This window comes from Streptomyces sp. MBT65 (genome assembly GCF_016612545.1).
In the GTDB taxonomy this organism is placed as follows: domain Bacteria; phylum Actinomycetota; class Actinomycetes; order Streptomycetales; family Streptomycetaceae; genus Streptomyces.
In genome coordinates this window covers 1-14,229 of record NZ_JAENRY010000410.1, presented here as the reverse complement: position 1 = coordinate 14,229, position 14,229 = coordinate 1, and the positions used below count along the sequence as shown (strand labels likewise).

The window sequence follows — 14,229 nt, the reverse complement described above, 5'->3', positions numbered from 1 at the left end:
AGGTACGACACGGCCGCGTCGTAGGTATCCCTACGACGCGGCCGTGTCGTACCTCGTGGGATCGGGCCGCTCGTGTTGTCAGAGGTGTCGCGTAGGCTCGCAGGTGTCGGAAAACATGCGATCCGAAAACGAGGGAGGGGGCCCACATGCTCATCGACACCTATGGCCGCGTAGCCACCGACCTTCGGGTTTCGCTGACCGACCGGTGCAACCTCCGGTGTACGTACTGCATGCCCGAGGAGGGCCTGCAATGGCTGGCCAAGCCCGACCTCCTCACGGACGACGAGATCGTCCGCCTGATAGACATCGCGGTCACTTCCCTGGGCATCGAGGAGGTCCGCTTCACCGGCGGCGAGCCCCTGCTGCGCCCCGGCCTGGTCGGCATCGTCGAGCGGGTCGCGGCTCTGGAGCCCCGCCCCCAGATGTCCATCACGACCAACGGCATCGGCCTCAAGCGCACCGCGACCGCCCTGAAGGCAGCGGGCTTGGACCGGGTCAACGTCTCCCTGGACACCCTGCGCCCCGACGTCTTCAAGACCCTCACCCGCCGCGACCGCCTCAAGGACGTCCTCGCGGGCCTGGAAGCCGCCCACGACGCGGGCCTGACCCCGGTGAAGATCAACTCGGTGCTGATGCCGGGACTCAACGCCGACGAGGCCCCGGACCTGCTGGCCTGGGCCGTGGCGCACGACTACGAACTGCGCTTCATCGAGCAGATGCCCCTGGACGCCCAGCACGGCTGGACCCGCGACGGCATGGTCACGGCCGGCGACATTCTGGCCTCCCTCCGCACCCGCTTCGAGCTGACCACCGAGGGCTCGGAGGAACGCGGCTCGGCCCCGGCCGAACGCTGGATCGTGGACGGCGGCCCGCACCGCGTGGGCGTCATCGCCTCGGTCACCCGCCCGTTCTGCGGAGCCTGCGACCGCACCCGCCTCACCGCCGACGGCCAGATACGCAACTGCCTGTTCGCCCGCGAGGAGACCGACCTCCGCGCCGCGCTCCGCTCCGACGCCCCCGACGAGGAGATCGCCCGCGTCTGGCGCCAGGCGATGTGGGGCAAGAAGGCGGGCTCGGGCCTCGACGACCCGTCGTTTCTCCAGCCGGACCGGCCGATGTCGGCGATCGGCGGCTGAGCACCCCTCGCAGGCGAGTAGCCCTGACGAGGGCCAGTAGCCGCTGGAGTCCCGCAGTCCCTACGAGGGCTCGCAGTCCCTACGAGGCAGGCCCGCAGCTCTACGAAGCCGACGCCTCGGGCTCTTCCCAGTCCTCGAACGCGACGACGTCCTTCAGGAACCCCCGCACACCGAGGAACTGCGACAGATGCTCGCGATGCTCCTCGCACGCGAGCCACGTCTTGCGGCGCTCCGGCGTATGGATCTTCGGGTTGTTCCACGCGAGCACCCACACGGCGTCGGCGCGGCAGCCCTTCGCGGAGCAGATGGGTGTCTCGTCACTCACGGGAACTCACGGAATTTCGTCTCACAGATGCGCTGAAAAGGCGACGCCGAGCAGCCACGGGGGGAGCTGCCCGGCGTCGGTCCGTCGCTCCGACGGGGGATGCGGAGCGCGTACGAAGTATGTCACGGGGAGCCGGTCGCCCGGCACCGGAACAACATGATTGATCTGAGCTTTTCTTGAGCTTGGTGCGGAGCCGACTTCCGGTTATGGCACGTTCGCCATGGTCACGACCGGTCGTACGGTTCGCCTCCGACCCGGGGTGCCGGCTCGGGCACGACCCCTTCCGGGACGGGTTCCGTGAACGCCTCGTCGGAGCGCGGCGGTGTGATCATCGGCCGCAGCGGCGTGGTGACGAACGTGGACGGAAGCCCCGGCGCGTTCTCCCGTCCCGCGTTCGCGATCACGACGGCGACATAGGGGAGCAGCACACCGAGCACCAACGCGACGATCGCGACGTGCCGTTCGACGTTCCACAGCGCGCAGGCGAGGATCACCGACACCGTACGGATCGACATCGAGATGACATAGCGGCGCTGCCGTCCGCGAATGTCCTCCGCGAGTCCCGTCCGGGCTCCGGTGATCCGGAACACCTGGGCGTTGCCCTCGCCGTGCAGCTTCCGCATCACATTCCACCATCCGCCCGCATCGGACTCTCCCCGGCCCGCACCCCGGTTCGCACCCGATCCGGGAACCGGGCCCCGACACGTCCTACGTTACGCCGCGCCTCCGCCGCCTTCGAGACCGGGGCACATCGGGCCTGGGCGACCGAGCTGCGCCGTAGCGCGTATGGCCGTACCCGACATGCGCCGTACGGCGACCGGACCCACACTTGGCGTAATGCTCAGGTCGCACGTCGAGCCGTACTAGGAGGCAGCCATGGGCTGGTTGTGGGCGATCATCGTGGGATTCGTGCTGGGCCTGATCGCGAAGGCGATCATCCCGGGCAAGCAGCACAGTCCGCTCTGGCTGACCACCATCTGCGGCATTCTCGGCGCCATCGTCGGCAACGCGATCGCCCGGGCGGCCGGCGTCGACGCGACCAGCGGCATCGACTGGAGCCGCCACGCGTTCCAGCTCATCGCCGCGATCATCATCGTCTTCGTGGTCGACATGGCGTACATGGCGACGATCGGCAAGAACAAACAGAGAGCCTGACAGTCGTACGACGAGGGGGCGGTCTCCCGGTCCGGGAGACCGCCCCCTCGTCATGCGCTCAAGCACTCACGCGCCCGTGACCTCCACGGCCGCCAGGTTCTTCTTGCCCCGCCGCAGCACCAGCCACCGCCCGTGCAGCAGATCTTCCTTCGCCGGCACGGCGTCCTCCGCGGCGACCTTCACGTTGTTCACGTAGGCCCCGCCCTCCTTCACGGTCCGCCGCGCGGCGGACTTGCTCGCCACCAGACCGACCTCGGCGAACAGGTCGACGACCGGGCCGAGTTCGGCGACCTGGACGTGCGGCAGCTCGGAGAGGGACGCGGCCAGCGTCCTCTCGTCCAGCTCCGCCAGCTCGCCCTGCCCGAAGAGGGCCTTGGATGCGGCGGTGACGGCGGCCGTCTGCTCGGCGCCGTGCACCAGCGTCGTCAGCTCCTCGGCCAGCGCGCGCTGCGCGGCACGCGCCTGGGGACGCTCCTCGGTCTGCCGCTCCAGCTCCTCGATCTCCTCGTGGGACTTGAAGCTGAAGATGCGCAGGAACTTGGAGACGTCCCGGTCGTCCGCGTTCAGCCAGAACTGGAAGAAGGCGTACGGCGTGGTCATCTCGGGGTCGAGCCAGACCGTGCCGGACTCCGTCTTGCCGAACTTGGTGCCGTCGGCCTTGGTGATCAGCGGGGTGCCCAGCGCGTGCACCACGGCCTCCGGCTCGGCCCGGTGGATCAGGTCGGTGCCCGAGGTGAGGTTGCCCCACTGGTCGCTGCCGCCGGTCTGGAGCGTGCAGCCGTGCCTGCGGTACAGCTCCAGGAAGTCCATGCCCTGGAGGATCTGGTAGCTGAACTCGGTGTAGCTGATGCCCGCGTCGGAGTTGAGCCGACGGGAGACGGCCTCCTTGGCGATCATCTTGTTGACCCGGAAGTGCTTGCCCACGTCCCGCAGGAACTCGATGGCCGACAGGCCCTGGGTCCAGTCCAGGTTGTTGACCATGATCGCGGCGTGCGGGCCCTCGAAGTCCAGCAGCGGGGCGATCTGCGCGCGCAGGCGCTCCACCCAATGGGCCACGACGTCGGGTGAGTTGAGCGTCCGCTCCGCGTTCGGCTTCGGGTCGCCGATCAGGCCCGTGGCACCGCCGACCAGGCCCAGCGGACGGTTGCCCGCCTGCTGGATCCGGCGCATCGTCAGGATCTGCACGAGGTTGCCGAGGTGCAGGCTGGGCGCGGTCGGGTCGAAACCGCAATAGAACGTGACGGGACCGTCCGCGAACGCCTTGCGCAATGCGTCCTCGTCAGTGGAGAGGGCGATGAGCCCGCGCCACTGCAGTTCGTCGACGATGTCCGTCACGGTTCTCGTATCTCCTTGGGATGGTCTCGTGAGTCAGGTACGAGGTTATACGCCCTGACTGACAGAGCTCATATTGAAGTCCGGCACCCGCAGCGCGGGCATCGCGGCCCTGGTGAACCAGTCGCTCCATTCCCTCGGCAGCGTCTTTTCCGTCCGCCCCGCCTCGGTCGCCCGCCCCAGCAGATCCACCGGCGACTCGTTGAACCGGAAGTTGTTCACCTCGCCCGCCACCTCGCCGTTCTCCACGAGGTAGACGCCGTCCCGGGTCAGCCCGGTGAGCAGCAGCGTCGCCGGGTCGACCTCGCGGATGTACCAGAGGCAGGTGAGCAGCAGCCCGCGCTCGGTGTTGGCGACCATCTCCTCCAGGGAGGTGTCCTCGCCCCCGCTCAGGATCAGGTTGTCGATCGCCGGCGCGACCGGCAGCCCGGTCAGCCCCGCGCTGTGCCGGCTGGTCAGCAGGTGCTGCAACTCGCCCTCGCGCACCCACTCGGTGGCGGTCAACGGCAGCCCGTTGTCGAACACCGACTGGTCGCCCCCTGAGGTGTGCGCGAGCACGAACGGGGCGGATTCCAGGCCCGGTTCGTTCGGGTCGCTGCGCAGCGTCAACGGCAGTTCGGTGAGCCGCTCGCCGACCCGGGTGCCGCCGCCCGGCTTGGAGAACACCGTGCGGCCCTCGACCGCGTCCCGGCCCGACGCCGACCACATCTGGTAGATCAGCAGGTCCGCGACCGCGGTCGGCGGCAGCAGCGTCTCGTAGCGGCCCGCGGGCAACGGGATCTTCCGCTCCGCCCAGCCCAGTCGTACGGCCAACTCGGCGTCCAGGGCCGCCGGGTCGACGTCCTTGAAGTCCCGGGTCGAGCGGCCGGCCCACGCCGAGCGCGTACGGTCCGGGGACTTGGCGTTGAGCTCCAGCGTCCCGTTGGGCTGGTCGTGGCGCAGGCGCAGGCCCGTCGACGTACCCAGGTAGCTGGAGACCAGCTCGTGGTTGGCGAAGCCGTACAGCTCGCGACCGCCCGCACGCGCGCGTGCGAACGATTCGCCGAGCGCCGGCGCGAAGTCGGTGAACACGGAGGACGAGGTCTCGGCGGGCGCGTCCGTGAAGTCGGGCGACTCCGGTACGCCCGTGACCAGCGGCTGCGCGTCCTCGGCGGGCGCCGCACCGCGCGCGGCGGCCTCGGCGGCCCGCACCAGCGGTTCCAGCTCCTCAGGGGTGACGGCGGACCGGGACACGACCCCCGAGGCGGTGCCCTCCTTGCCGTCGACGGTCGCGATGACGGTGAGCGTGCGCCCGCGCGTGACGCCGTTCGTGGTCAGCGCGTTGCCCGCCCAGCGGAGGTTGGCGGTCGACTGCTCGTCGGCGATGACGACACAGCCGTCGGCCCGCGACAGCTCGAGGGCGCGCTCGACGATCTCGTGCGGCTTGTTCGTACGAGGACTCATCGACCGGCCTCCTGCGTGGTGTTGAGGATGTTGACGCCCTGGAAGAGGGCCGACGGGCAACCGTGCGAGACCGCCGCGACCTGGCCCGGCTGGGCCTTGCCGCAGTTGAAGGCGCCGCCCAGGACGTAGGTCTGGGGACCGCCGACGGCCGCCATGGACCCCCAGAAGTCCGTGGTCGTCGCCTGGTACGCGACGTCCCGCAGCTGTCCGGTGATCCGCCCGTTCTCGATCTTGAAGAATCGCTGCCCGGTGAACTGGAAGTTGTAGCGCTGCATGTCGATCGACCACGACCGGTCGCCGACCACGTAGATCCCGCGGTCGACCCCGCCGATCAGATCCTCCGTGGACAGCCCCGCCGGGTCCGGCTGCAACGACACGTTGGCCATGCGCTGTACCGGCACATGGCCGGGGGAGTCGGCGTAGGCGCAGCCGTTCGAGCGGTCGAAGCCGGTCAACTTGGCGATACGGCGGTCGAGTTGGTAGCCGACCAGGGTGCCGTCCTTGACCAGGTCCCAGGACTGGCCCTCGACGCCCTCGTCGTCGTAGCCGATGGTGGCGAGGCCGTGTTCGGCGGTGCGGTCCCCGGTGACGTTCATCCGCTCGGAGCCGTACTTGAGCTTGCCGAGCTTGTCGAAGGTGGCGAAGGACGTGCCGGCGTAGGCGGCCTCGTAGCCGAGCGCGCGGTCCAGTTCGGTGGCGTGGCCGATGGACTCGTGGATCGTCAGCCAGAGGTTGGACGGGTCGACGACGAGGTCGTAGAGGCCCGCCTCGACGCTCGGCGCGCGCATCTTCTCGGCGAGCAGCTCGGGGATCCTGGCCAGTTCCTCGTCCCAGTCCCAGCCGGTGCCCGTCAGGTACTCCCAACCGCGGCCCACGGGCGGCGCGATGGTGCGCATGGAGTCGAACTCACCGCTCGACTCGTCGACCGACACCGCGTTCAACTGCGGATGCAGCCGGACCCGCTGCTGGGTGGTCACCGTCCCGGCGGTGTCGGCGTAGAACTTGTTCTCGTGCACGGTGAGCAGCGAGGCGTCCACGTGGTTGACGCCGTCCGCCGCGAGCAGCCGGGCACTCCAGTCCGCCAGCAGCCCCGCCTTCTCCTCGTCGGGCACCGAGAACGGATCGATCTCGTACGACGAGATCCACGTCCGCTCCTCGTGCACGGGCTCGGCGGCCAGCTCGACCCGCTCGTCCGACCCGGCCGCCTTGATCACCTGGGCGGAGAGCTTCGCCATCGCCACCGCCTGCGAGGCGACCTTGGCGGCGGCGTCCAGGCTCAGGTCCACGCCCGACGCGAACCCCCAGGTGCCGCCGTGCACGACCCGCACCGCGTACCCCAGGTCGGTGGTGTCCGACGTACCGGCGGGCCGGGCGTCCCGCAGCCGCCAGGACGCGCTGCGCACCCGCTCGAACCGGAAGTCCGCGTGCTCGGCGCCGAGCGCACGCGCGCGTGCCAGCGCGGCGTCGGCCAGGGCGCGTAGCGGAAGTGCCGTGAAGGCTTCGTCGATGGAATGAGGCACGGAGGTCTCCCTGCTGTCGTGGCCTGTCGGGTCCGATCATGTCGCGCGAGTGGGTGCGGGGACCACACGTTTCCGCGCTGCGTCGGCACTTTCTGTAGGGACCCGACAGCGAGGTCGGTAAGCCACTGTCGGTGCCCGATTGTCCGCCGGACGGGGCTGACCGATAGATTTTCGATAAAGCCGCCTGTCAACCAGGTGTATCGGGCAGGCGTGCAGAACCGCTATCGAAAGGGTGATCCGTTGAGCCGCTCGGTTCTCGTCACCGGAGGCAACCGGGGCATCGGCCTCGCCATCGCCCGCGCGTTCGCCGATGCCGGCGACAAGGTCGCCATCACATACCGCTCGGGGGAGCCGCCGGCCGGCTTCCTGGCCGTCAAGTGCGACATCACCGACCCCGAGCAGGTGGAGCAGGCCTACAAGGAGATCGAGGCCGAGCACGGCCCGGTCGAGGTCCTGATCGCCAACGCCGGCGTCACCAAGGACCAGCTCCTCATGCGCATGACCGAGGAGGACTTCACCTCGGTCATCGACACCAACCTCACCGGCACCTTCCGCGTCGTCAAGCGCGCCAACCGCGCGATGCTGCGCGCCAAGAAGGGCCGCGTCGTCCTCATCTCGTCGGTCGTCGGCCTGATGGGCGGCCCCGGCCAGTCGAACTACGCCGCCTCCAAGGCCGCCCTGGTGGGCTTCGCGCGCTCCCTCGCCCGTGAGCTGGGCTCGCGCAACATCACCTTCAACGTCGTCGCGCCCGGCTTCGTCGACACCGACATGACCAAGGCGCTCACCGACGAGCAGCGCGAGGCCATCATGAAGCAGGTGCCGCTCGGCCGGTACGCGCAGCCCGAGGAGGTCGCCGCGACGGTGCGGTTCCTCGCCTCGGACGACGCCTCGTACATCACTGGAGCCGTCATCCCCGTAGACGGCGGACTGGGAATGGGTCACTGATCACCATGAGCGGAATTCTCGAGGGCAAGCGCGTCCTGATCAGCGGTGTGCTGCTGGAGTCCTCCATCGCCTTCCACGCCGCCAAGCAGGCCCAGGAGCAGGGCGCCGAGATCATCCTGACCGCGTTCCCGCGGCCCACGCTGACCGAGCGCATCGCCAAGAAGCTCCCGAAGCCCACCAAGGTCATCGAGCTCGACGTGACGAACGACGAGCACCTGGCGCGTCTCGCCGACGTCGTGGGCGAGGAGCTGGGCGGCCTGGACGGTGTCGTGCACTCCATCGGCTTCGCGCCGCCGGACGCGCTCGGCGGCAACTTCCTCAACACGCCCTTCGCGTCGGTCGCGACGGCCATGCACGTCTCGGCGTTCTCCCTGAAGTCGCTGACGATGGCCTGCCTGCCGCTGATGCAGAACGGCGGCTCCGTCGTCGGCCTCACCTTCGACGCGTCCTTCGCGTGGCCGCAGTACGACTGGATGGGCCCGGCCAAGGCCGCCCTGGAGGCCACCAGCCGCTACCTCGCCCGCGACCTGGGCAAGCAGAACATCCGCTGCAACCTCGTCTCCGCCGGCCCGCTCGGCTCGATGGCCGCCAAGTCCATCCCGGGCTTCGACGAGCTGGCCGCCGTGTGGGACAACCGCTCCCCCCTGGAGTGGGACCTCAAGGACCCGGAGCCCGCCGGCAAGGGCATCGTCGCCCTCCTGAGTGACTGGTTCCCGAAGACCACGGGCGAGATCATCCACGTGGACGGCGGCCTGCACGCCATCGGAGCCTGACCTCCCGGCCCGCCTCTTCCTACGGCGTCGACGCCCCGTTCCCCGCACCGCGCGGGGAGCGGGGCGTCACCCGTTCGGCCCCTCCGGCCGGGCGGGGGCAGGGCACAACTGCGCACCCTGGATTACGCGTTCACCACGCGATTCCCTCCCCAGCACCGCCGAGGAGGTTTCCCTTGTGCGCCTGTCCCGCAGCCTGGCCTCAGTGACCGTCGCCGTCGCGCTCGTCATCTCCCTGGCGTACGAGGCGATGCCCCACGTACGCGTGGAGGCCCGAAAACCGGCCGCACCCCAGCTGTTCGGAGCCGACTGCCGCACCGCCGTCCACGGCTCGCACGTGATCGCGTACTGCCACAACCCGTACCCCCGGACCGACCGCGTCAGCCTCCACATCGAGTGCGACCGCTGGTGGGACGTCGACAGCGACGGCATCGCGACCGACGCCGGCCCGGCGCAGACCGTACGGCTCACCGGCCGCTGCTGGGAGGACGTCCGCGCGGTGTGGGTCAGCCACCAGAAACGGACGGGCTGAGCCCCTACGAAGCCTCCTGGGCGGGCGGGTCGAAGCGTCCCGGGCGGCACACGAACGGATAGCCCGCGGCCTCCTCGGCGGCCGCCTGCGCGTCTCCCGCGCGGATCGCGTCCACCAGCCGCGTGTGGTCCATGTACGTCTCCGGAGTCAGCGCCTCGCCGACGTCCGCGCGCAGCCAGTCCCGGAGCACCTCGCCCAGGTCGGCGTACATCGCCGTCATGACGTCGTTGTGCGAGGCCGCCACCACGGCCATGTGCAGCGTCGCGTCGGCCGTCACGAAGGCCTCCGTGTCGCCCGACTCCCAGGCCTCCTCACGCCGTACGAGGAGGGCGTCCAGCTGCTTGAGGTCCTTCTCGGTGCGCCGCTCGGCCGCGAGCTGCGCCGCCGACGACTCCAGTGTGGAGCGCAGTTCGGCGATGTGCCGGGGGTCGGCGTCCGCGAAGCGGCGGTGCATCACGCCGGCCAGCTCGCTCGTCGCCACGACGTACGTGCCCGAGCCCTGGCGGATGTCCAGCAGACCGTTGTGCGCGAGCGCCCGGACGGCCTCGCGGACCGTGTTGCGGGCCACCCCGAGCTGCTCGACCAGCTCCGGCTCGGTCGGGATCCGGGAGCCGACCGGCCACTCGCCCGAGGTGATCTGGTTCCGCAGCGAGGCGATGACCTGCTCGGACAGCGCCGAACGGCGGGGGTGGCTCAGGGGCATGGGACACCTTCGCATGCGCGGGGCGGGAGCGGGCCACCCGGGGATGGACAACCAATCATCCCATCATTCTATGATGGTCGGCATGGCAAGCGAGGAAACCCGGACACTGAAGTCCACGACGAACGTCAGCGGCTCCACCGTGAGCGACTCCCCGGCGCCGACGGGGAAGCAGACCGGGAAAGCGTCCACGCACGCGTGGACGACGCGTCTGCTCGTCCTCGGCATCGTGCTCGCCGCGCTGAACCTCCGCCCCGCCATCACCAGCCTCGGCGCCCTCCTCGAAGAGGTCCGCGAGGGGCTCGGCATGAGCGGCAGCGTCGCCGGACTGCTCACCTCCGTGCCCCCGCTGTGCTTCGCCGTCTTCGGCGTCATGGCCCCGCGCCTCGCCCGCCGCTTCGGCCCTGCCGCAGTGGTCTGCGCGGGCATGGTCCTCATCACCACGGGCCTGCTCGTACGGCCCTACATAGGCGGCACGGCCGGCTTCCTGGCCGGCAGCGCGCTCGCGCTGATGGGCATCGCGGTCAGCAACGTCCTGATGCCGGTGATCGTCAAGCGCTGGTTCCCGGACCGGGTCGGCTCCATGACCGGCCTCTACTCGATGGCCCTGGCCCTCGGCACGGCCTCCGCCGCGGCGGTCACCGTGCCCATGACCGATGCCCTGGGCGGCAGTTGGCGCTCCGGCCTGGCCGTCTGGGCAGTGCCGGCCGCGGCCGCCGTACTGCCGTGGACCGCTCTCGTACGACACCGGGAGGCACCGTCCGGGTCGGAGGCGCCCGGGGGACAGTCCACCCGCGCGTGGGAGGCCGAGCGGGCGCGGCCGGTGCTGCGGATCACCCGCAGCCGTACCGCCTGGGCGCTCGCCGTGTTCTTCGGGCTCCAGGCCACCGCCGCGTACATCACGATGGGCTGGATGGCGCAGATCTTCCGGGACGCGGGGGTCTCCGCGGGCACCGCCGGGCTGCTGCTGGCCGTCACCATGGTGATGGGCGTGCCGCTGGCCTTCGTCATCCCGCGCCTGGCCACCCGGCTGCCCCGGCAGGGCCCCATCGTGATCGCGCTCGGCGTCTGCGGCCTCGTCGGATACGCGGGCCTGTACCTCGCGCCGGCCGGCGGCGCCTGGGCCTGGGCCGTGCTGCTCGGCATCGCCAACTGCTCGTTCCCGCTCGCCCTGACGATGGTCGGGATGCGGGCCAGGACCGGCGCGGGCGTCGCCCAGTTGTCGGCCTTCGCGCAGAGCACCGGGTATCTGATCTCCATCCCGGGGCCGCTCCTGGTCGGTGTGCTCTACCAGCACAGCGGCGGCTGGGGACTGCCGATCGCCCTCATGGCCGGCCTGATGGTCCCGCAGATGGCCGTGGGCGTCCTCGCGGGCCGCAACCGTACGGTGGAGGACGAGGCGGCCCGCTGAACCCGCCCCGGCGGACGCGGCCCGGACGGTGGGTGCGAGACTTGCCGTATGCCAGTGCTCGACCCGAACCCCCAGAACGGCCAGCGGAAGATGCTCATCGTCTTCGGCTCGTTCTTCGCCATCTTCATCGTCATCGCCGTCATCGCGACGATCGCCTCTCCGTGAGCGCCGCGCCCGCCTCCCGGTGACCGTGTGCCGGTAAGTGCGCCTCCGTGGGCCGATGGTGGGGTTCTCCCCACCATCCCCTAGGGGGTGAGGCTCAGGGTCAAGTGGGTGGATCTCCGGATGGGTTGGGGGCCGCGTGTTCCGTACCTTCGAGTTGTGACCGCGAGAAGCGGATCGCGGACCACCCGGAGACCAGCGGAGGCACTCATGTCGGCCCCTACGCACACCCGGCCCCACCCGGCGACCACGGGCGGCGTCGACATCAGGCTGCCGTGGTGGGCCCTCGCCCTGCCGGCGCTCGCGTTCGTCGTGCTGCTCGTGATGATGCTCAACCCGACGGACGCGCAAGCGGCGGCCTCGGACCCGGTGATCACCCATCTGTTCGAGCGTGTGCAGCAGCTCATAGCCCGCTGAGTACCGGGCCGAGTACCCGCTGAGCACTCGCGGAGCAGCCCCGTCAACTCCCTGCGCCCCATGGCCTGTTTCATGCGAAGCTGGATCCCATGAGCGTCGCAGAACCCCGCAGGATTGTCCTCTTCCGGCATGCGAAGGCCGACTGGCCCCAGGTGACCGATCACGAGCGGCCGCTCGCTGAGCGGGGCCGCCTGGACGCGGCCACCGCCGGAAGCAGGCTGGCCGACACCGGCATCCCCTTCGATCTGGCCCTCTGCTCCACCGCGGTCCGGACCCGCGAGACCTGGAAACTCGCCGTCCACGAGCTCGCGCACCGGCCGAAAACCGTCTACGAGGAGCGGCTCTACGAGGCTTCCCCCGGTGAGCTGATCGCGGTGCTGAACGAGACGCCGGACGACGCGCGGAACGTGATCCTCGTCGGCCACAACCCGAGCGTGCAGGGCCTGGCCGAGATCCTCCCCGGAGCGGGCGCGGGATCCGCCGAGGCCCGTGAGTGGCTGAACCAGCGCGGGTTCGCGGCCGCCGGCTTCGCCGTCCTGTCGTTCACCGGTTCCTGGAAGGCACTGGAGCCGGGCGTGGCCACGCTGGACGACTACTGGGCGCCGTCCGAATAGACCGGCGGACGTGCGGCCCCGCACGGCACGCGGACACGCAGTCCCGCAAACACATAGCCCCGTCGACCCACAGCACAAGGGGCCCGGCACCACGCGGTGCCGGGCCCGAAGGCTGTGCGAGGTCCACGTCTCCGGGATCAGTCCTCGTCGTGCGTGTCCGCGGCCTCGACCTCTTCGCGGGTGACGCCCAGCAGATACAGCACGGTGTCGAGGAACGGCACGTTCACCGCCGTGTGCGCGGCCTCCCGTACGACCGGTTTCGCGTTGAAGGCGACGCCGAGACCGGCCGCGTTGAGCATGTCCAGGTCGTTGGCGCCGTCGCCGATCGCCACGGTCTGCGCGAGCGGTACGCCCGCCTCGGCGGCGAAGCGGCGCAGGAGCCGTGCCTTGCCCGCGCGGTCGACGATCTCGCCGGTGACCTTGCCGGTCAGCTTCCCGTCGACGACCTCCAGGGTGTTGGCCTGGGCGAAGTCGAGCCCGAGCCGGTCCTTGAGGTCGTCGGTGACCTGGGTGAACCCGCCCGATACGACGCCGACTTGGTAGCCGAGCCGCTTGAGCGTACGGATGAGAGTGCGAGCCCCCGGCGTCAGCCGCACCTCGCTGCGGACCTTGTCCACGACCGAGGCGTCCAGCCCCGCGAGCAACGCCACGCGCGCGTGCAGCGACTGCTCGAAGTCCAGCTCCCCGCGCATCGCGGCGGCGGTCACCTCGGCGACCTCGGCCTCGCAGCCGGCGTGCGCGGCGAACAGTTCGATGACCTCGTCCTGGATGAGCGTGGAGTCGACGTCCATGACGACGAGCCGCTGGGCCCGCCGGTGCAGCCCCGCCGCCACGACGGCGATGTCGACGCCGAACGTCGCCGCGTGGGTGACGAGGGCGGTGCGCAGGGGCTCGGTCTCCACCCCGGACACCGCGAACTCGACCGCTGTCACGGGGTACTTGGCGAGCCGGAAGATACGGTCGATGTTGCCGCCGGCCTTGGTGATCCGGGCGGCGATCGCGGCGGTGGACTCCGCGGTGAGGGGGTGGCCGAGCACGGTCACCAGCGAACGCCCGAGTCCACGCGGCCGGTTGTCGCCGAGGCCGGAGATGATCTCGGCCTGCATCTTCATCGACTCGGCCCAGCTGTGCACGGTGGCCCGCAGATCCCCTTCGAGCCCGGCGGGCGGTGGGGTCACGAGTGCGCACAACACCATCCGGCCACGGGTGACGACCTGCTCGATGTCGACCACGTCGACGGAGTAGGCGGCGAGGGTGTCGAAGAGTCCGGCCGTGATGCCCGGCCTGTCCTTGCCGAAGATCTTGACGAGGAGAGTGGGGACGTCAGAGGTCTGCGAAGCGCTCATGATGTACCCACCGTATCCGGCACGGAGTGCCTTATGCCGCAGAGGTCCGCCTAGCGGACACGGAACAGTGGGTGTCGAGTCGGTGGCGCGAACCTTACGGGGTGATCACGGAGGGGCGGGGCGGCGGTCAGAAGTGGGCTGCGGACGGTCGTGAGGTGGCTGGGGCGCGGTCAGGAGACGCGTCGAGGCGATCGAGGTAGAGCGCGGCGCCGACCGGGAGTTGGCCGGTCGTCGCGGAGGGGGCAATTGGTAGGGCGCCGGCCGCGGGGGGATACGGCCGTACGGGTGGGGCGGCGTGGTGTTGGGCCGTCTGGCTACCGGGTTGTCGGGCCGCTCGGTTCTCGGGCCATGCGAACGTGGCCCCGCCCTCCACACCTTGTCCGACATCACCACGGCTCACCCGTACGGCCGTATCCCCCCG

The 14,229-nt window shown here is 70.3% G+C and carries 16 protein-coding genes; 9 read left to right on the top strand and 7 right to left on the bottom strand.

Translation table 11 applies throughout. The features are described 5' to 3' along the window. The first annotated feature begins 146 nt into the window (after positions 1-146). The gene (gene moaA / locus JHN63_RS46615) at positions 147-1,136 is read left to right on the top strand and encodes a GTP 3',8-cyclase MoaA (RefSeq protein ID WP_200691198.1); all 990 of its coding nucleotides are present in this window, start codon (positions 147-149) and stop codon (positions 1,134-1,136) included. 100 nt (positions 1,137-1,236) lie between these two features. Here the strand turns inward: moaA and JHN63_RS46610 are convergent, their stop codons facing one another. Together JHN63_RS46610 and JHN63_RS46605 are read right to left on the bottom strand one after the other, a co-directional pair. Then, positions 1,237-1,461: a hypothetical protein gene (locus JHN63_RS46610; RefSeq protein ID WP_200691197.1), complete on the bottom strand. Its 225-nt coding sequence runs from the start codon at positions 1,459-1,461 to the stop codon at positions 1,237-1,239. A gap of 224 nt (positions 1,462-1,685) precedes the next feature. After that, positions 1,686-2,084, bottom strand: a complete 399-nt coding sequence (locus JHN63_RS46605) for a DUF3099 domain-containing protein (protein WP_200691196.1) — start codon at positions 2,082-2,084, stop codon at positions 1,686-1,688. Between the two features lie 253 nt (positions 2,085-2,337). Here JHN63_RS46605 and JHN63_RS46600 point away from each other — a divergent pair, with 253 nt between their 5' ends. Continuing rightward, complete coding sequence (locus JHN63_RS46600; protein WP_043685229.1) at positions 2,338-2,616, top strand: GlsB/YeaQ/YmgE family stress response membrane protein; 279 nt, start codon at positions 2,338-2,340, stop codon at positions 2,614-2,616. 66 nt (positions 2,617-2,682) lie between these two features. Here JHN63_RS46600 and tyrS read toward each other — a convergent pair whose 3' ends face one another. Genes tyrS through JHN63_RS46585 form a run of 3 tightly spaced genes read right to left on the bottom strand, consistent with a single transcriptional unit; the run spans position 2,683 to position 6,911 of the window. Then, complete coding sequence (gene tyrS / locus JHN63_RS46595; RefSeq protein ID WP_200691195.1) at positions 2,683-3,951, bottom strand: tyrosine--tRNA ligase; 1,269 nt, start codon at positions 3,949-3,951, stop codon at positions 2,683-2,685. Between the two features lie 45 nt (positions 3,952-3,996). Then, on the bottom strand, positions 3,997-5,391 hold the full coding sequence (locus tag JHN63_RS46590) for a metallopeptidase TldD-related protein (protein ID WP_200691194.1): 1,395 nt from the start codon (positions 5,389-5,391) through the stop codon (positions 3,997-3,999). Continuing rightward, positions 5,388-6,911, bottom strand: coding sequence for a TldD/PmbA family protein (locus JHN63_RS46585; protein ID WP_200691193.1), 1,524 nt, complete (start codon positions 6,909-6,911; stop codon positions 5,388-5,390). Before JHN63_RS46585 ends, JHN63_RS46590 begins: the two co-directional genes overlap by 4 nt. A gap of 240 nt (positions 6,912-7,151) precedes the next feature. Here JHN63_RS46585 and fabG point away from each other — a divergent pair, with 240 nt between their 5' ends. From fabG to JHN63_RS46570, 3 genes are all read left to right on the top strand, one after another. Then, the gene (gene fabG, locus JHN63_RS46580; RefSeq protein ID WP_200691192.1) at positions 7,152-7,856 is read left to right on the top strand and encodes a 3-oxoacyl-[acyl-carrier-protein] reductase; all 705 of its coding nucleotides are present in this window, start codon (positions 7,152-7,154) and stop codon (positions 7,854-7,856) included. A gap of 5 nt (positions 7,857-7,861) precedes the next feature. Continuing rightward, positions 7,862-8,629, top strand: coding sequence for an enoyl-ACP reductase FabI (gene fabI / locus JHN63_RS46575; RefSeq protein WP_200691191.1), 768 nt, complete (start codon positions 7,862-7,864; stop codon positions 8,627-8,629). 175 nt (positions 8,630-8,804) lie between these two features. After that, positions 8,805-9,158 (top strand): hypothetical protein, encoded by a 354-nt coding sequence (locus JHN63_RS46570; protein ID WP_200691190.1) that lies wholly within the window; start codon positions 8,805-8,807, stop codon positions 9,156-9,158. 4 nt (positions 9,159-9,162) lie between these two features. On the opposite strand, the gene JHN63_RS46565 is transcribed toward JHN63_RS46570, so the two are convergent. After that, complete coding sequence (locus JHN63_RS46565) at positions 9,163-9,861, bottom strand: FadR/GntR family transcriptional regulator (RefSeq protein ID WP_200691189.1); 699 nt, start codon at positions 9,859-9,861, stop codon at positions 9,163-9,165. Positions 9,862-9,943: 82 nt separating this feature from the next. Between JHN63_RS46565 and JHN63_RS46560 the strand changes: the two genes are divergently transcribed. From JHN63_RS46560 to JHN63_RS46550, 4 genes are all read left to right on the top strand, one after another. Beyond that, on the top strand, positions 9,944-11,269 hold the full coding sequence (locus JHN63_RS46560; RefSeq protein ID WP_234478735.1) for a CynX/NimT family MFS transporter: 1,326 nt from the start codon (positions 9,944-9,946) through the stop codon (positions 11,267-11,269). Between the two features lie 48 nt (positions 11,270-11,317). Then, positions 11,318-11,434, top strand: coding sequence for an SGM_5486 family transporter-associated protein (locus JHN63_RS54130; RefSeq protein WP_267953869.1), 117 nt, complete (start codon positions 11,318-11,320; stop codon positions 11,432-11,434). Positions 11,435-11,641: 207 nt separating this feature from the next. Next, on the top strand, positions 11,642-11,848 hold the full coding sequence (locus JHN63_RS46555; RefSeq protein ID WP_033286415.1) for a hypothetical protein: 207 nt from the start codon (positions 11,642-11,644) through the stop codon (positions 11,846-11,848). Between the two features lie 89 nt (positions 11,849-11,937). Then, positions 11,938-12,462, top strand: coding sequence for a histidine phosphatase family protein (locus tag JHN63_RS46550; RefSeq protein ID WP_200691187.1), 525 nt, complete (start codon positions 11,938-11,940; stop codon positions 12,460-12,462). A gap of 137 nt (positions 12,463-12,599) precedes the next feature. Here the strand turns inward: JHN63_RS46550 and serB are convergent, their stop codons facing one another. Next, a complete protein-coding gene (gene serB, locus JHN63_RS46545; RefSeq protein WP_200691186.1) occupies positions 12,600-13,808 on the bottom strand; it encodes a phosphoserine phosphatase SerB in 1,209 nt (402 codons plus the stop codon). Between the last annotated feature and the right edge of the window lie 421 nt (positions 13,809-14,229).